The 13813-nt window shown below is 37.4% G+C and carries 12 protein-coding genes; 8 read left to right on the forward strand and 4 right to left on the reverse strand.

Annotated features, from left to right (window positions below; all coding sequences use genetic code 11):
* Window positions 1-143: 143 nt before the first annotated feature.
* Together murB and ACFSQJ_RS00575 are read right to left on the reverse strand one after the other, a co-directional pair.
* On the reverse strand, window positions 144-1160 hold the full coding sequence (gene murB, locus ACFSQJ_RS00570; protein ID WP_377764803.1) for a UDP-N-acetylmuramate dehydrogenase: 1017 nt from the start codon (window positions 1158-1160) through the stop codon (window positions 144-146).
* Window positions 1157-2350, reverse strand: coding sequence for a pyridoxal phosphate-dependent aminotransferase (locus ACFSQJ_RS00575; RefSeq protein ID WP_377764804.1), 1194 nt, complete (start codon window positions 2348-2350; stop codon window positions 1157-1159). The genes murB and ACFSQJ_RS00575 overlap by 4 nt, the downstream gene beginning before the upstream one ends.
* 155 nt (window positions 2351-2505) lie before the next feature.
* Between ACFSQJ_RS00575 and ACFSQJ_RS00580 the strand changes: the two genes are divergently transcribed.
* On the forward strand, window positions 2506-3855 hold the full coding sequence (locus ACFSQJ_RS00580; protein ID WP_377764805.1) for a PDZ domain-containing protein: 1350 nt from the start codon (window positions 2506-2508) through the stop codon (window positions 3853-3855).
* 37 nt (window positions 3856-3892) lie between these two features.
* Here the strand turns inward: ACFSQJ_RS00580 and ACFSQJ_RS00585 are convergent, their stop codons facing one another.
* Window positions 3893-4279 carry a DUF1573 domain-containing protein gene (locus ACFSQJ_RS00585; protein WP_377764806.1) on the reverse strand — a complete coding sequence of 129 codons (387 nt, stop codon included), beginning with the start codon at window positions 4277-4279 and terminating at the stop codon, window positions 3893-3895.
* Between the two features lie 199 nt (window positions 4280-4478).
* Here ACFSQJ_RS00585 and ACFSQJ_RS00590 point away from each other — a divergent pair, with 199 nt between their 5' ends.
* Together ACFSQJ_RS00590 and ACFSQJ_RS00595 are read left to right on the forward strand one after the other, a co-directional pair.
* The gene (locus tag ACFSQJ_RS00590) at window positions 4479-7121 is read left to right on the forward strand and encodes a valine--tRNA ligase (protein ID WP_377764807.1); all 2643 of its coding nucleotides are present in this window, start codon (window positions 4479-4481) and stop codon (window positions 7119-7121) included.
* Between the two features lie 19 nt (window positions 7122-7140).
* Window positions 7141-7848: a TlpA family protein disulfide reductase gene (locus ACFSQJ_RS00595; RefSeq protein WP_377764808.1), complete on the forward strand. Its 708-nt coding sequence runs from the start codon at window positions 7141-7143 to the stop codon at window positions 7846-7848.
* A 5-nt stretch (window positions 7849-7853) separates the two neighbouring features.
* Here the strand turns inward: ACFSQJ_RS00595 and ACFSQJ_RS00600 are convergent, their stop codons facing one another.
* Window positions 7854-8681: a DMT family transporter gene (locus ACFSQJ_RS00600; protein WP_377764809.1), complete on the reverse strand. Its 828-nt coding sequence runs from the start codon at window positions 8679-8681 to the stop codon at window positions 7854-7856.
* Between the two features lie 118 nt (window positions 8682-8799).
* Here ACFSQJ_RS00600 and ACFSQJ_RS00605 point away from each other — a divergent pair, with 118 nt between their 5' ends.
* The 5 genes from ACFSQJ_RS00605 to ACFSQJ_RS00625 all read left to right on the forward strand — a co-directional run bounded on the left by ACFSQJ_RS00605 (window position 8800) and on the right by ACFSQJ_RS00625 (window position 13790).
* Window positions 8800-9315 carry a hypothetical protein gene (locus tag ACFSQJ_RS00605; RefSeq protein WP_377764810.1) on the forward strand — a complete coding sequence of 172 codons (516 nt, stop codon included), beginning with the start codon at window positions 8800-8802 and terminating at the stop codon, window positions 9313-9315.
* Window positions 9316-9363: 48 nt separating this feature from the next.
* Complete coding sequence (locus ACFSQJ_RS00610; RefSeq protein ID WP_377764811.1) at window positions 9364-10251, forward strand: MBL fold metallo-hydrolase; 888 nt, start codon at window positions 9364-9366, stop codon at window positions 10249-10251.
* A 244-nt stretch (window positions 10252-10495) separates the two neighbouring features.
* Complete coding sequence (locus tag ACFSQJ_RS00615; RefSeq protein WP_377764812.1) at window positions 10496-11884, forward strand: Gfo/Idh/MocA family protein; 1389 nt, start codon at window positions 10496-10498, stop codon at window positions 11882-11884.
* Between the two features lie 7 nt (window positions 11885-11891).
* Window positions 11892-12941, forward strand: a complete 1050-nt coding sequence (locus ACFSQJ_RS00620; RefSeq protein ID WP_377764813.1) for a GHMP family kinase ATP-binding protein — start codon at window positions 11892-11894, stop codon at window positions 12939-12941.
* 6 nt (window positions 12942-12947) lie between these two features.
* A complete protein-coding gene (locus ACFSQJ_RS00625) occupies window positions 12948-13790 on the forward strand; it encodes a sugar phosphate nucleotidyltransferase (RefSeq protein WP_377764814.1) in 843 nt (280 codons plus the stop codon).
* Window positions 13791-13813 lie beyond the last annotated feature (23 nt).

A 13813-nucleotide genomic window follows, 5' to 3' on the forward strand; every position in this document is an offset into this window, starting at 1 on the left:
ATCGTATATATACAAACGCTAAAGTAAGAAATTGATTATTACAGCGTATTTAATTTAAAATAAAGACAACAGTTTAAACGTATATAAATTTTTGGTTAGTTTGGTTTGGTATAACCCCTGTTTTTCTGCTTAGAAATCGGGGGTTATTTTATAATATTCACTTCTGGAACAATACTGATATTGAACTTATCTAAAACTGCCTTTTTAATTTCGTATGCTAGGTCTAAAATTTCTTCTCCAGTGGCATTGCCATGGTTTACGAGTACTAAAGCCTGTTTTTCGTGTACACCGGCATCCCCAAAACGCTTTCCTTTAAAACCACATTGCTCAATAAGCCAACCTGCAGGTATTTTAAAGGTTTTGTTATCCACCGCATAAAACGGAGCATCTGGATTTTTTTTGCTGAAAGCTTCAAAGGTCTTTTTTGAAACTACTGGATTTTTGAAAAAACTGCCACTATTACCTATCTCTTGAGGGTCTGGCAATTTACTCTTTCGAATAGCCACTACAGCATTTGATATATCTTTTATGGTAGGGTGAATAATATTATGTTTACTTAATTCATCTTCGATGGCCCCATAAAGCGTATTTAATTTATGGTTGCTTTTCGTAAGTTTTAGTTTGACCGAGGTAATGATGAATTGCCCTTTCACCTCTTTTTTAAAAATTGATTCTCGATAACCAAACTTACAATCTTCCTTCTTGAATTCCTTTAGTTCTTGCGTGCGGATATCCATGGCCTCACAGCTAACAAAGATGTCTTTCAGCTCGGTTCCGTAAGCTCCAATATTTTGTATAGGTGCCGTACCGGTATTTCCGGGAATTAAGGAAAGATTCTCTAAGCCTCCATAATCTTGTTCCAAAGACCAGAGTACAAGTTGGTGCCAATTTTCACCCGCCATAACTTTAATAACTACGGCTTCTTGCTCTTCTTCAAAGACCGAGATTCCTTTGAGATTGATATGCAATACTAAAGCATCAATATCTTTGGTAAGCAACATATTACTACCACCACTGATTACAAATTTCTCGGGGTAGGCCGACAATTGTAATGCTTTTTGCAGCTGCAATAAGCTGTTTACCTCCAAAAAGAACTTAGCTTTTGCTTCAATACCAAATGTATTGTAAGATTTTAAAGAGATGTTTTCTTGAATGTTCACGAATTGTGATATTGTTTTAATCCTTCGGAGAGAATGTGAACTGCTTTTTTAAGCTGTTCTTTCTCCAGAACATATGCTATTCGTATTTGATTGTTTCCTAAACCTTCGGAAGCATAAAAGCCAGCAGCTGGCGCGACCATAACGGTCTCGTTGTGCACATTGAATTTTTCAAGCAGCCATTGTGCAAAGTCATCAGAGTCTTTTACAGGTAATTCTACTACACAATAAAAGGCACCACTGGGTTGGGCAACTTTGACTCCTTCAACTTTTTGTAATTCCGAAATCAATAAGTCTCTTCTAGAGACGTATTCTTCTATGACATCGTCAAAATAGCTTTGAGGCGTATCCAAAGCTGCTTCACTTGCTATTTGTGCCAAAGTTGGAGGGGATAGCCTTGCCTGTGCGAATTTTAAGGCCGTTTGTATCACTTCTTTGTTTTTGGATACCAAACATCCGATTCTTGCACCGCACATGCTATATCGTTTAGAAACCGAATCAATAACAATGGCATAATCTTCCAATCCGGAAATACCTAGTAGGGAATAATGCTGTTTGCCATCATAAGCAAATTCACGATACACTTCATCGGCAATCAAGAAAAGGTTGTGTTTTTTCACCAATTCAGCCAGTTGCTCAATTTCCTCTTTGTTATACAGATAACCTGTTGGGTTGCCTGGATTACAAATAAGAATGGCTTTGGTTTTTGGTGAAATCAATTTTTCAAACTCAGATATTGGCGGTAATGAAAAATTATCCTCAAGTTTAGAGACAATCGGTACGACATTTACACCATTTGCCGTAGCAAAGCCATTATAGTTAGCGTAAAAGGGCTCTGGAATAATGACTTCGTCGCCCTCGTCTAGAATACTTCCCATTGCAAATGATAAGGCCTCAGAACCTCCGGTAGTTACAATAATTTCTTCGGCCTCAACTTTTAGATGATGTTTGGCATAGTACTTCGCAATTTTAACACGATACTCTTCTGAACCTTCGGTTCTACTATAGGCCAAAACTTCAATGGCACTATTTTTTATTGCATCCAAAGCGATTCTTGGAGTTTTGATATCCGGCTGCCCAATATTTAAATGAATAACCTTAGTACCTCTTTTTTTGGCTGCTTCAGCATAAGGAACTAGTTTACGAATAGGCGAGGAAGGCATCTTGCTCCCTTTTAAAGAAATTTTTGGCATTTCGCGCTTAATTTTTCACAAAAATCGATAAACCACTTAAACAAAACAATTTAACGGTGTTTTATTTATCAGATTGACTAATGTTAAATTAAATGTAACCAAGCTATTTATTTGCTATCTTTAAAAGAGTCAATCAATTAAACACTACTTCTTTCATGTTAAGAGTTAGCTGCATAACATGTTTTCTTCTATGTCTTGGGGGTGTTTTGTACGGCCAAAAATTTCAGATTCCGCCAGGTAAGAAGTTCGAGAAAATAAATTTTGAGCTCGTTAATAATCTAATGATTGTTCCTGTTGAGGTGAACGGGGCTAAGCTTTCTTTTATATTGGATTCAGGGGTTAGTAGCCCAATATTATTCAATATTACAAATCAAGATTCGATTCAGATTAACGATGTATCTAAAATAACCTTGCGAGGTTTGGGAGAAGGAGAACCAATGGAAGCATTAAAATCTAGAAACAACATAGTAAAACTAGGCAATGCGGCAAATTTTAAACAATCGTTATTTGTTGTTTTAGATAAGGATTTAAACTTCTCCACTTCACTGGGAATTCCGGTACACGGTATAATTGGTTATGATGTTTTTGAAAATTTTATAGTTGACGTTAACTATACCAGGAGGTATATAAAGCTTTATAATCCAGATTCATACAAGAAAGAGAAATTAACCAAACACCAAGAATTGCCTTTAGCTATTTATAAGAAAAAGGCCTATTTGACGGGAGCCATTCTTTTGGAAGACGATTCCGATGTTCCTGTAAAATTGTTGGTGGACACGGGTAGTAGCGATGCCTTATGGTTGTTCCATGACCCTGAAAAAGGAGTTAAAATTCCTGAGAAGAATTATGATGACTTTTTGGGAAAAGGCTTGAGTGGAGACATATTTGGAAAGCGAACCAAGCTAAAAGGGGTTCGTGTCGGCGATTTTCTGCTCAAGGATGCTAAAGCCGCTTTTCCTTTTAGAGAATCTTTTAGTGCTATTAAAAACCTCGGCAACCGAAACGGTAGTCTGGGAGGTGAGGTTCTAAAGCGTTTTAATATGGTTTTTGACTATAGTAATAAACGTATTTACCTAAAGAAAAATGCCAACTTCAAAACACCTTTTCAATACAATTTTGCGGGCATAGCCCTGCAGCATAATGGACTGCGTTACATTTCTGAGCGTATTACCAACGCTCAAGGTATTGTGAAATCTGGTAATGAAAAAGATACTTTTGGTAACGTACAAATTTTGATGGGTGATAGAACGAGGTTAAGTTTGGTACCTGAAATAATAGTTTCTGGTATTAGAGCCGGTAGCCCTGCCGAAGAAGCCGGCCTTAAAGAAGGCGATATCATATTAGCGGTAAACGGAAAAAGAGTACACCAGTACAAGTTGCAGGAAATTTTATCGATGATCAATCAGAAAGAGGGAAAAAAAGTGCGCCTACTCATAGAACGTTATAATAGGGATTTGCTTTTTTCTTTTGTGGTCAAGGATATTTTTAAAACAAAAAAGCCCTGACAATTGTCAAGGCTTTCAATTTATATTTTTCAACTACTTATTTCGCACCTTCCACTAATTCACCTTTAATTTTGATGACTTTAGTTGGTGTATCCGCATTTGATGTTACGGTAATAGCCTTTCTAAAAGGACCTACAGGTCTTTTTGTATCATACTTTACTTCAATTTTTCCGGTCTCACCTGGAGCAATTGGAGCTTCTGGCTTTTTAGGAATGGTGCATCCACAACTTGATTTTACATTACTAATTACTAGAGGCGCATCGCCCGTATTTGTAAATTCAAAAGTTCTAACACCATCTCCGCCACGTTGTACTTTTCCATAATCAATGGTCTCGGCTTTAAATTCAATTTTTGCGGTCTTGTCCTGTGCTTTTACGCTTAAGGCCATAAGACCTACAAATAATAAAAGTACTGCTTTTTTCATCTTTTTAATTTTTTTGAGGAACTTCAAATTTAGGAGATTTAAACCTACATCCAAAATTCTTTTGTCATCTAATAACGTTACTTACTTTTGTTTCGTATTTATAGAATTGGTATTTGGTCGAACAGCACTAAAATTTAACATTGCTTTTCTTCATAAAATTCCAATTCACCCATGATAAGACAAAAACTGTACCGAAAATATGGAGATTCCATCTAAATATGATTCTAAAAGAGTAGAGGGCCACTGGTATGATTACTGGATGAAACACGACTTTTTCAACTCTAAGCCCGATAGTAGAGAGCCTTACACCATTGTTATACCACCACCAAACGTTACTGGGGTGCTGCACATGGGGCATATGCTTAACAATACTATTCAAGATGTTTTAATAAGAAAAGCACGTCTACAAGGTAAGAATGCATGCTGGGTACCCGGTATGGACCATGCCTCTATCGCTACAGAAGCAAAGGTGGTTGCCAAATTAAAGGAGAACGGAATAGAAAAGTCGGATTTAAGCCGTGAAGAGTTCCTTAAACATGCTTGGGATTGGACGGATGAGTACGGTGGGGTAATTCTTGAACAGCTAAAGAAATTAGGCTGTTCATGTGATTGGAGTCGCACCAAGTTCACAATGGATGACGATATGTCAGCATCTGTAATCAAGGTTTTTGTTGATTTGTATAATAAAGGTTTGATTTACAGGGGTTTTAGAATGGTAAATTGGGATCCTGAAGCACAAACGACACTTTCAGATGAAGAAGTAAATTATGAGGAAAGACAGGGGCTATTGTACTATTTGTCTTATGAAATTGAAGGTTCTGATGAAAAGGTTACGATTGCAACCACTCGCCCAGAGACTATTTTGGGTGATACCGCTATCTGTATTAACCCAAATGATGAGCGATATGCCCATTTACGGGGTAAAAAGGCCATTGTGCCTATTTGCAACCGTGTGATTCCGATAATTGAAGACGAATATGTTGATATGGAATTTGGTACCGGGTGTTTAAAGGTTACTCCCGCACACGATGAGAATGATAAAAATTTAGGGGAGAAGCATAATCTAGAGGTAATAGACATTTTTAATGCGGATGCGAGCCTTAATTCTTTTGGAATGCACTATGAAGGTAAAGACCGTTTTGTGGTACGTAAAGAAATTGCCAAAGAGCTTCAGGAAAAAGGATTTTTGGTAAAAACAGAGCAGCACTTGAATAAAGTAGGCACGTCTGAGCGCACAAAAGCGGTTATAGAGCCACGACTTTCAGATCAGTGGTTTTTGAAGATGGAAGATTTGGCAAAACCCGCTATAGAGGCTGTTTTGGGTAATGGGGAGGTAAAACTTTTCCCTAAAAAGTTTGAAAGCACGTATCGCCACTGGATGGAGAATATCCGAGATTGGAATATCTCTCGCCAATTATGGTGGGGGCAACAGATACCCGCCTATTATTACGGAGATGGTAAAGAAGACTTTGTAGTTGCTGAATCACTCAAAGAGGCTTTAAAACTTGCTCAACAAGCTGTCTCCTCGAACGGAGTCGAGAAGTCTTTATCAGCAGCTGATTTGCGCCAAGACAACGATGTACTAGATACCTGGTTCTCTTCTTGGTTGTGGCCTATTAGTGTATTTGGAGGTATTCTTGAGCCAGATAATGAAGAAGTAAATTATTACTACCCTACAAATGATTTGGTGACTGGTCCGGATATTTTGTTTTTCTGGGTGGCCCGTATGATTGTAGCTGGGTACGAGTTTCGTAATGAAAGACCTTATGAAAATGTTTATTTAACCGGACTGGTAAGGGATAAGCAGCGTCGCAAGATGTCAAAATCTTTGGGTAATTCCCCAGATGCCCTAAAATTGATTGAAGAATATGGTGCTGATGGTGTTCGTGTTGGTTTGCTTTTAAGTTCAGCCGCAGGTAACGATTTAATGTTCGATGAAGCTTTATGTCAGCAAGGAAAGAATTTTGCCAATAAAATTTGGAATGCCTTTAGATTGGTAAAAGGGTGGGAAGTAGCAGATATAGAACAGCCAGAAGCCGCTAAGATTGGAATTGAATGGTACACTGCCAAGTTTAATCAAACTTTAGCTGAAATTGAGGACCATTACAGCAAGTATAGGATATCTGATGCTTTGATGGCAATGTATAAATTGATATGGGACGATTTCTGTTCATGGTTCTTAGAAATAGTAAAGCCTGCCTACCAACAACCAATAGATAAGAAGACGTTGACGTCGGTTATTCATTTGTTCGAAGAAAACCTAAGAATACTGCACCCATTTATGCCATTTTTGAGTGAAGAAGTTTGGCAGCACATGAACGAACGTTCTCCTGAAGAAGCTTTGTGCATTGCAAATTGGCCCAAAGTCGGTACGACCGACAGTAATCTAATTGCAGATTTTGATTTTGCTGCTGAGGTAATTTCTGGGGTTCGTAATATTCGTAAAGAGAAAAATATTCCCAATAAAGATGAATTGGAGTTGTTGGAGCTTAACGCTGGAGGGGTCTCATCTAAACTGAACGCCATTATTACCAAATTAAGCAATCTATCTAACATCAGCACTGTTACGGAAGCAGAGGATGGGGCATTAAGTTTTAGGGTAAAGAGTAATGAGTATTTTATACCTATTGCTGGCGCAATAGATGTAGAAGAAGAATTGAAAAAACTGAATGAAGAATTAATATACACCAAAGGTTTTTTGCAATCTGTACAAAAAAAACTATCCAACGAGCGCTTTGTGAATAATGCTCCACCACAAGTCGTAGAAATGGAGCGTAAAAAAGTAGCTGATGCTGAAGCTAAGATTGAAACTTTGGAAAAGAGTTTAGCTAGTTTAGAATAAAGATAAAATGCAATAAAGTATGATATTAACTAATAAAATTATATTAATCGTTACATTTTTTTTGTTATTTACTTTTATAGTGAAAGCCCAAGGTAAAGGTATTGGTATTTCATATTCAAAGATAGTTGTTGATAAGGAATTCAACATTGACAAAGTATATTATAAATTCAGTGGAAAAAAGATTCCAAGAAAAGTATTCGCTAGTTTAACTAGGAAAAACCCCAATCTATATTTAGAGAAAGAATATAATGAACAGGGAAGGGTGATAAAGTATCTTTATGATAAGGATAATCAAGGAGTAAGACTTGTAAAGCCTAAAGCTATTGCTAAAGGAAACTTTCCCTCATTTAAATTCACAACAGTAGAAAAAAATAAAATAGTTTCTAAAAATTTATTGGGTAAAATTATTATTCTAAGATTTGAACTTTTTGTAAATGATTTCAGATTTAAAGAGAACGAAATTAAAGAACTGGACAGAAAAATAAATATTTCTAAAAATAAAGAGAATATAGAGGCTGTTATAATTTTTGAATGCTCTGAAAAGGAAATTATAAATGGCTTTTCTATACCTGATTCTAATTTTAAATTAGTTGGAAATGGTATGAATTTTATCCAAAAATTAGGTATTAGTAGATTTCCTTACACTCTAATAATTGATCAACAAGGTAACTTAATTGATAAATTTGCTTTTTCGGAGGATATCGAGCTTGATAAATATTTTAGATAATATATTCACTTTTTGACAAGAGTATTCGCAACCAATCCGCCTACAATTAAAAAGAGCCCAAGAAAACTCCAAATGGAATAGTTGTCATCAAACCAAAAGACACCAATGGCAATGGTAAAAATGACCTCGGTATATTTTATGGGAGCAACCTTATTAGTTGCTGCCATTTGAAAAGCTTTCGTCATATACACTTGGCCGAAGTAGCCAAAGATTCCTAGGCTCCCTAATAACACCCAATCCCAACCTTGGGGTTGTATCCATATAAAAATGGAGACAAGTCCACCGATCACCGTTGATAGAAACATAAAATAATTTACCACAACGACAGGGTGGTCGCTTTTACCAATCTTTCGAATCATTATATAAACTAGACCTGTAAAAACTGAAGCTGTTATTACCAGAGCCATACCGGTGTTGCTCACGTTTCCATCAAAACCTTTAAGGATGATAACACCAGAAAAAGCCATCAGAAAGAAGAGAAGCTGAATGGGTTTCAACTTTTCTTTTAACAAAAAAACTGCAAATATCGCGGCAAAAATAGGCGCGATGTAGCGCAAAGATACCGCGGTTCCAATAGTCAAATGTTTAAAGGACAGAAAGAACAAGCTCATCGAAATAAGGCCGAATAAAGCTCTGAGAGAGAGCAATTTTATTTGGTTTCCTAAAATCGGAATCTTATTTCTTAAAAGGTATGTGGTTGCGAATACACATGAAGTGATCGATCTAAAAAACACTAATTGAAACCCGGGAATATGTTCTAAATATTTGATAAAAGCGTTCATTAGCGAAAATGAGGCCGTACTAATGAGCATAAAAAGAAACGCTTTTTTCACAGGTAGAAATAAGTAAACAAAGCTACAGTATTAAATGGCGTATTTGTGTAATGTATTTTATCATTCACTTGTAAATATGTTACAAAAGACTTTTCTTTGTTTAAAATCATTCTAAATAATGTCAAAGGAAAGAGAAGTATCCAATAAATTGAGAATTTATCACCGTTATCTAGGCTTTTTTTTAACCGGAATAATGGCGGTTTACGCCATAAGCGGTATTGTTTTGATTTTTAGAAAAACAGATTTCTTAAAAATCGAAACTGTAAACGAAAAGCAGGTTGAAGCCAATTTAAGTGCTGAAGAGCTAGGTAAGCTTATAAAAATCAAAGGGTTGAACTTCACTGCTACAGATGGGGCAGTGGCAAAATTTGAGCAAGGCTTTTACAATACCCAAACGGGTGAAGTAAATTATAGCACTAAAAAGCTTCCATTAGTGCTTGATAAAATGACCCATATGCATAAAGCGACATCTAAAGACCCATTATTTTTTCTAAACATATTTTTTGGCCTTGCACTTCTGTTTTTTGTGGTTTCGGCGTTCTGGATGTTTTTACCTGGTAGTACAATATTTAAAAAAGGACTTTATTTCGTAGCAGGGGGCGTTGTTTTGACACTTATTATGCTGCTGGTGTAAGGTTTTTGAAAAATAGGTAACTTATAGGCATAACCTTTACACCTTAAGATGAAAAAAATCACCTATTTAGTATTTGTTTTTACTTGTTTATGGTCTAATGCACAACGAGATTGGAGTAGCGTTGAAATTACTTCCGAAAAACTTTCCGATAACATTTATGTGCTTTATGGTGCAGGGGGTAACATTGGTTTGGCCATCGGTGAAAAAAATGCCTTTGTGATAGACGATCAATTTGGGCCCTTATCTGAAAAAATATTGGGACATGTTAAGACCTTAACGAACAAACCAGTAAAGTGGGTTTTAAATACCCATTGGCATGGTGATCATACCGGGGGTAATGAAAATATGGCAAACCAAGGAGCAATAATAATTGCGCATGAAAATGTTAGAAAAAGAATGTCTACCAAGCAAGAACGTGGCGGTGGACGAGTTTCTGAACCTTCACCCGAAGCAGCCTTGCCAATACTAACTTTTAATGATAAGATGACACTTTACCTTGGCGGCGGAAAAAGTATGCATGCGATGCATGTTAACGATGCCCATACAGACGGTGATTCGTATTATTATTTTCCAGAAGATAATATACTGCACATGGGAGATAACTTTTTTGTTGGTCGTTACCCTTATATCGATTTAAATTCTGGCGGAGATATCGATGGATTAATTAGTAATGTCACTATGGCCTTGGGGATAATTGATGACGATACTAAAATAATTCCTGGTCACGGAAAAGTCACTGTTGGTAAAGAAGATTTGAAAAAATACAAAGAGGTAATCTCTGAATTGCGTGAACGCGTAATAAAAGCGCGAACTGAGGGTAACTCTCTGGAAAAAACCCAGAAACTTGGTCTTTCAAAAGAATGGGATTCAACTTTTGGACAAGGGTTTATCAACGCTGATCGTATTGTGGAGTTCATTTATAAGTCTGCAGATTAGCCCATAGAGCTTATTTCTTTTTCAAATGTTTTTTTTACTTCCTTATTTGGCTAAACGGGGCGATAATTAAACATTTAATTCTTTTTTTTGCGTCTTTATTCAAGGGTTCTGCAGTGTAAAAGTGCGAAATAGAGGGTTGAAAGTCTCTTTTTTACGCTCTTTGTGCTACACTATGCTACTTTTCGAGTATTTTTGGTATTTTCAATTTCACTATTTTTCACATTGAAATGCTCATTTTGTGAATATGAAAAACTTAGATAGACGTCATTTTTTAAAGAAAACCTCATTATCGGCGGCTGCGATATCAATACTGCCGAATACTTTATCCGCACAGCGGGAGCGTCCCTTAGGTGCAACCTATATGGGAGATTTTGCTGCGACTAAACTCGAGGTTGTTCGAGCTGCTTTTATTGGGGTAGGAGCAAGAGGGGGTAATCATTTAAAATTCTTGGCGGCTCTGCCCAATACCGAGGTGGTTGCTATTTGTGATATTTATGAAGATTTGGTGAAGCAAAAAGTAGGCTGGGTACGCGAAGTTTCAGATGAGAATAGACATCAGAATATTGCAGAATATTCGGGTGACGAAGATCAATGGCGACATATGTTGAAAGATGTGCGACCAGATATTGTTTTCATCGCTACCAATTGGCATAACCATGCACCTATGGCAATAGAAGCAATGAATATGGGTGCGCATGCTTTTGTAGAAGTGCCGATTGCCGTTAGCCTTCAAGAAATGTGGGATATTGTTGACACATCAGAACGCACCAAGAAGCATTGTATGATGCTTGAAAATGTAAACTACAGTAGAGATGAGCTGATGTTTTTAAATATGTGCAGGCAAGGAGTTGTAGGAGATATTTTGCATGGAGAAGCAGCCTATATTCATGAGCTAAGATGGCAAATGAAGGAAGAAGAAAGAGGGACTGGTTCTTGGCGCACGCATCATTATGCGAAAAGAAATGGCAATTTGTATCCTACGCATGGCCTGGGTCCGGTTGCACAGTATATGAGTTTGGGCAGGGGGGAAGATTCTTTTAAGAGTTTGGTTTCTTTTTCAACCCCTGCAGTAGGTAGAGAAAAGTATGCCGAAGCAAATTACCCAAAAGCACATAAATGGAATCAATTGGAGTATAAAGGTGGAGATTTAAATACATCTATAATTAAAACAAAATTGGGTAAAACTGTAATGGTACAATGGGATGAAACCAGTCCAAGGCCCTATTCAAGGTTGAATCTAGTTCAAGGAACTAAAGGTACACTTGCCGGTTTTCCAACTAGAGTAGCGCTGGAAGGTGGCGTTGAAGGAATCACTAAAGATCATCACTCATGGGTGCAAGGTGAGCAGTTGCAAGCATTATATGAAAAGTATGACCATCCTTTATACAAAAGACTTAATCAGGCAGCTAAGGGAAGTGGACATGGTGGAATGGACGGAATTATGGTCTACCGTATAGTAGAATGCCTTCAAAAAGGACTGCCCTTAGACCAAAACGTTTACGAAGGTTGTTTTTGGAGTGCCGTTGCCCCGCTAAGCGAACGCTCGGTGGCGAGTGAAGGAGCTCCCCAACCCTTCCCAGACTTTACAAGAGGAAACTGGAAAAACACAAAACCCCTTTCAATAATAAATTAGAATTTAAATGATTGATATAAAAGTTCCTGCAAGAATTTGTTTCTATGGTGACCATCAAGATTATTTAGGCCTGCCCGTAATTGCAGGTACTATAAACAGGTTTATACAGTTAAAAGCGGTGCCAAATGCTACCAATAATTTTGCTATTAAACTGCTAGATTTAAACGAGCGTGTGACCATAGCAGTTGATGATGCTTTGAAGAACGTACAGAATGGAGATTATTTTCGGTCTTGTATGGCTGTTCTAAAGGAAAAGGGATTTGCTTTTGAACAAGGTTATGATATTGAGATTGCAGGCAATATCCCTGTAAATGCTGGACTATCCAGTTCTTCTGCTTTGGTGGTTTGTTGGCTTCGGTTTTTGGTTAAGATTCAAAAAAAATCAATTGCCGTTTGTGATATAGAATTAGGTCACTTGGCCTATGAAGCAGAAGCCGTTTACTTTAAACAGCCCGGGGGCATAATGGATCAATATACCATAGCACAAGGCGGTATGCTATTTATCGATACGGAAACAGGAAAAAGTGGTAAGCTAAGCACACAGTTAGGTACATTGGTTGTTGCGGAGTCCGGTATTTCGAAACAGACCCTAGAGGTACTTCAAAATGCTCGAGTTTATGCTCAAAATGCAGTTGAGGCGGTACAAAAAAGGGTCCCCGAATTTAAAACTAGCGCTGCGACAGTTTCAGATTATGAAAAATATAGGGGCCTGGTGCCAGACAAGTTTCAAAATCATTGGTATGCGACGATACATAACTATGATATTACCAGAAAAGCACAGGCAGAGTTGTCTAAGAGTACTCCAGATATTAAAGTTTTGGGTGATTTAATGAACCAGCATCAAGAAATTCTTCAAAATCAGATTCAGAATACACCTCAAGAAATGATAAAAATGATGAATGCTGCAAGGAAAGCAGGTGCACTAGGTGCAAAAATAATTGGTTCTGGCGGCGGCGGCTGTATGGTGGCCATTACAACGGATGAATTAAAAAATAGGGTGATAGATGCTTTTCTTGCTTCAAACGCCGTAAATGCATATGAAGTACAACTAACATAGTTATTTATGAAGAATGAGAGTTTAGTGATAATGGCCGGTGGTGCCTCATCAAGAATGAAGCGGAGCTTAGCTTCATCTGGTTTAGATGATAAAACTTTAGCTATTGCTAAAAATCTACATAAGACATTAATACCCTTAGGTGAAGCCCAAAAACCATTGTTGTTTTATCTGTTGAAGAATGCAATTTCTGCTGAAATTAAGAGGGTATATGTGATTACATCTCCTGAAAATGGCGCATTCAAAGAGTTCGCCAAGGAATTTTTTAAAGAGGAAGCCCATATAAATATAAGCCTGCATTTTGCCGTGCAATATGTACCAGAAGACAGGGCTAAACCTCTAGGTACGGCCGATGCCTTGCAACAGTGTATAGACCAATATCCTGAATTGTTAAAAGAACGATTTACAGTTTGCAATGGCGATAATCTATACTCCACCGATGCGCTTATAGATTTAAAAAAGGAAAGGACGGCACCAAATGCACTTATTAGTTATAGTAGTGCCGGATTAAATTTTTCTGACGAGCGTATCGCCAAGTTTGCCCTCATGGATATCGATGAAAATGGATTTCTAAAAGGAATCGTTGAAAAACCCAATCCTGAAGAGGTTGATGGTTATAGAGATGCTGAAGGAATTCTAAGGGTTAGCATGAATATTTTCAGTTTTTCGGGCGATGTTGTTTATCCCTATCTTGAGAATTGTTTGCTGGATCCTGTACGCGATGAAAAAGAACTGCCCCAAGCAGTAAGAAAAATGGCCGGTGAAATTGATGGTGGAATCTACTGTTACCCTAGGTCAGAAGCTATTCCTGATTTGACCGATGCCAACGATATAAAGCGATTTATAGGCTAGAATTGTTCTGGTTTAAACTATTC

The sequence above is a fragment of the Croceitalea marina genome (assembly GCF_042684265.1).
Taxonomy (GTDB): Bacteria; Bacteroidota; Bacteroidia; order Flavobacteriales; family Flavobacteriaceae; genus Croceitalea; species Croceitalea marina.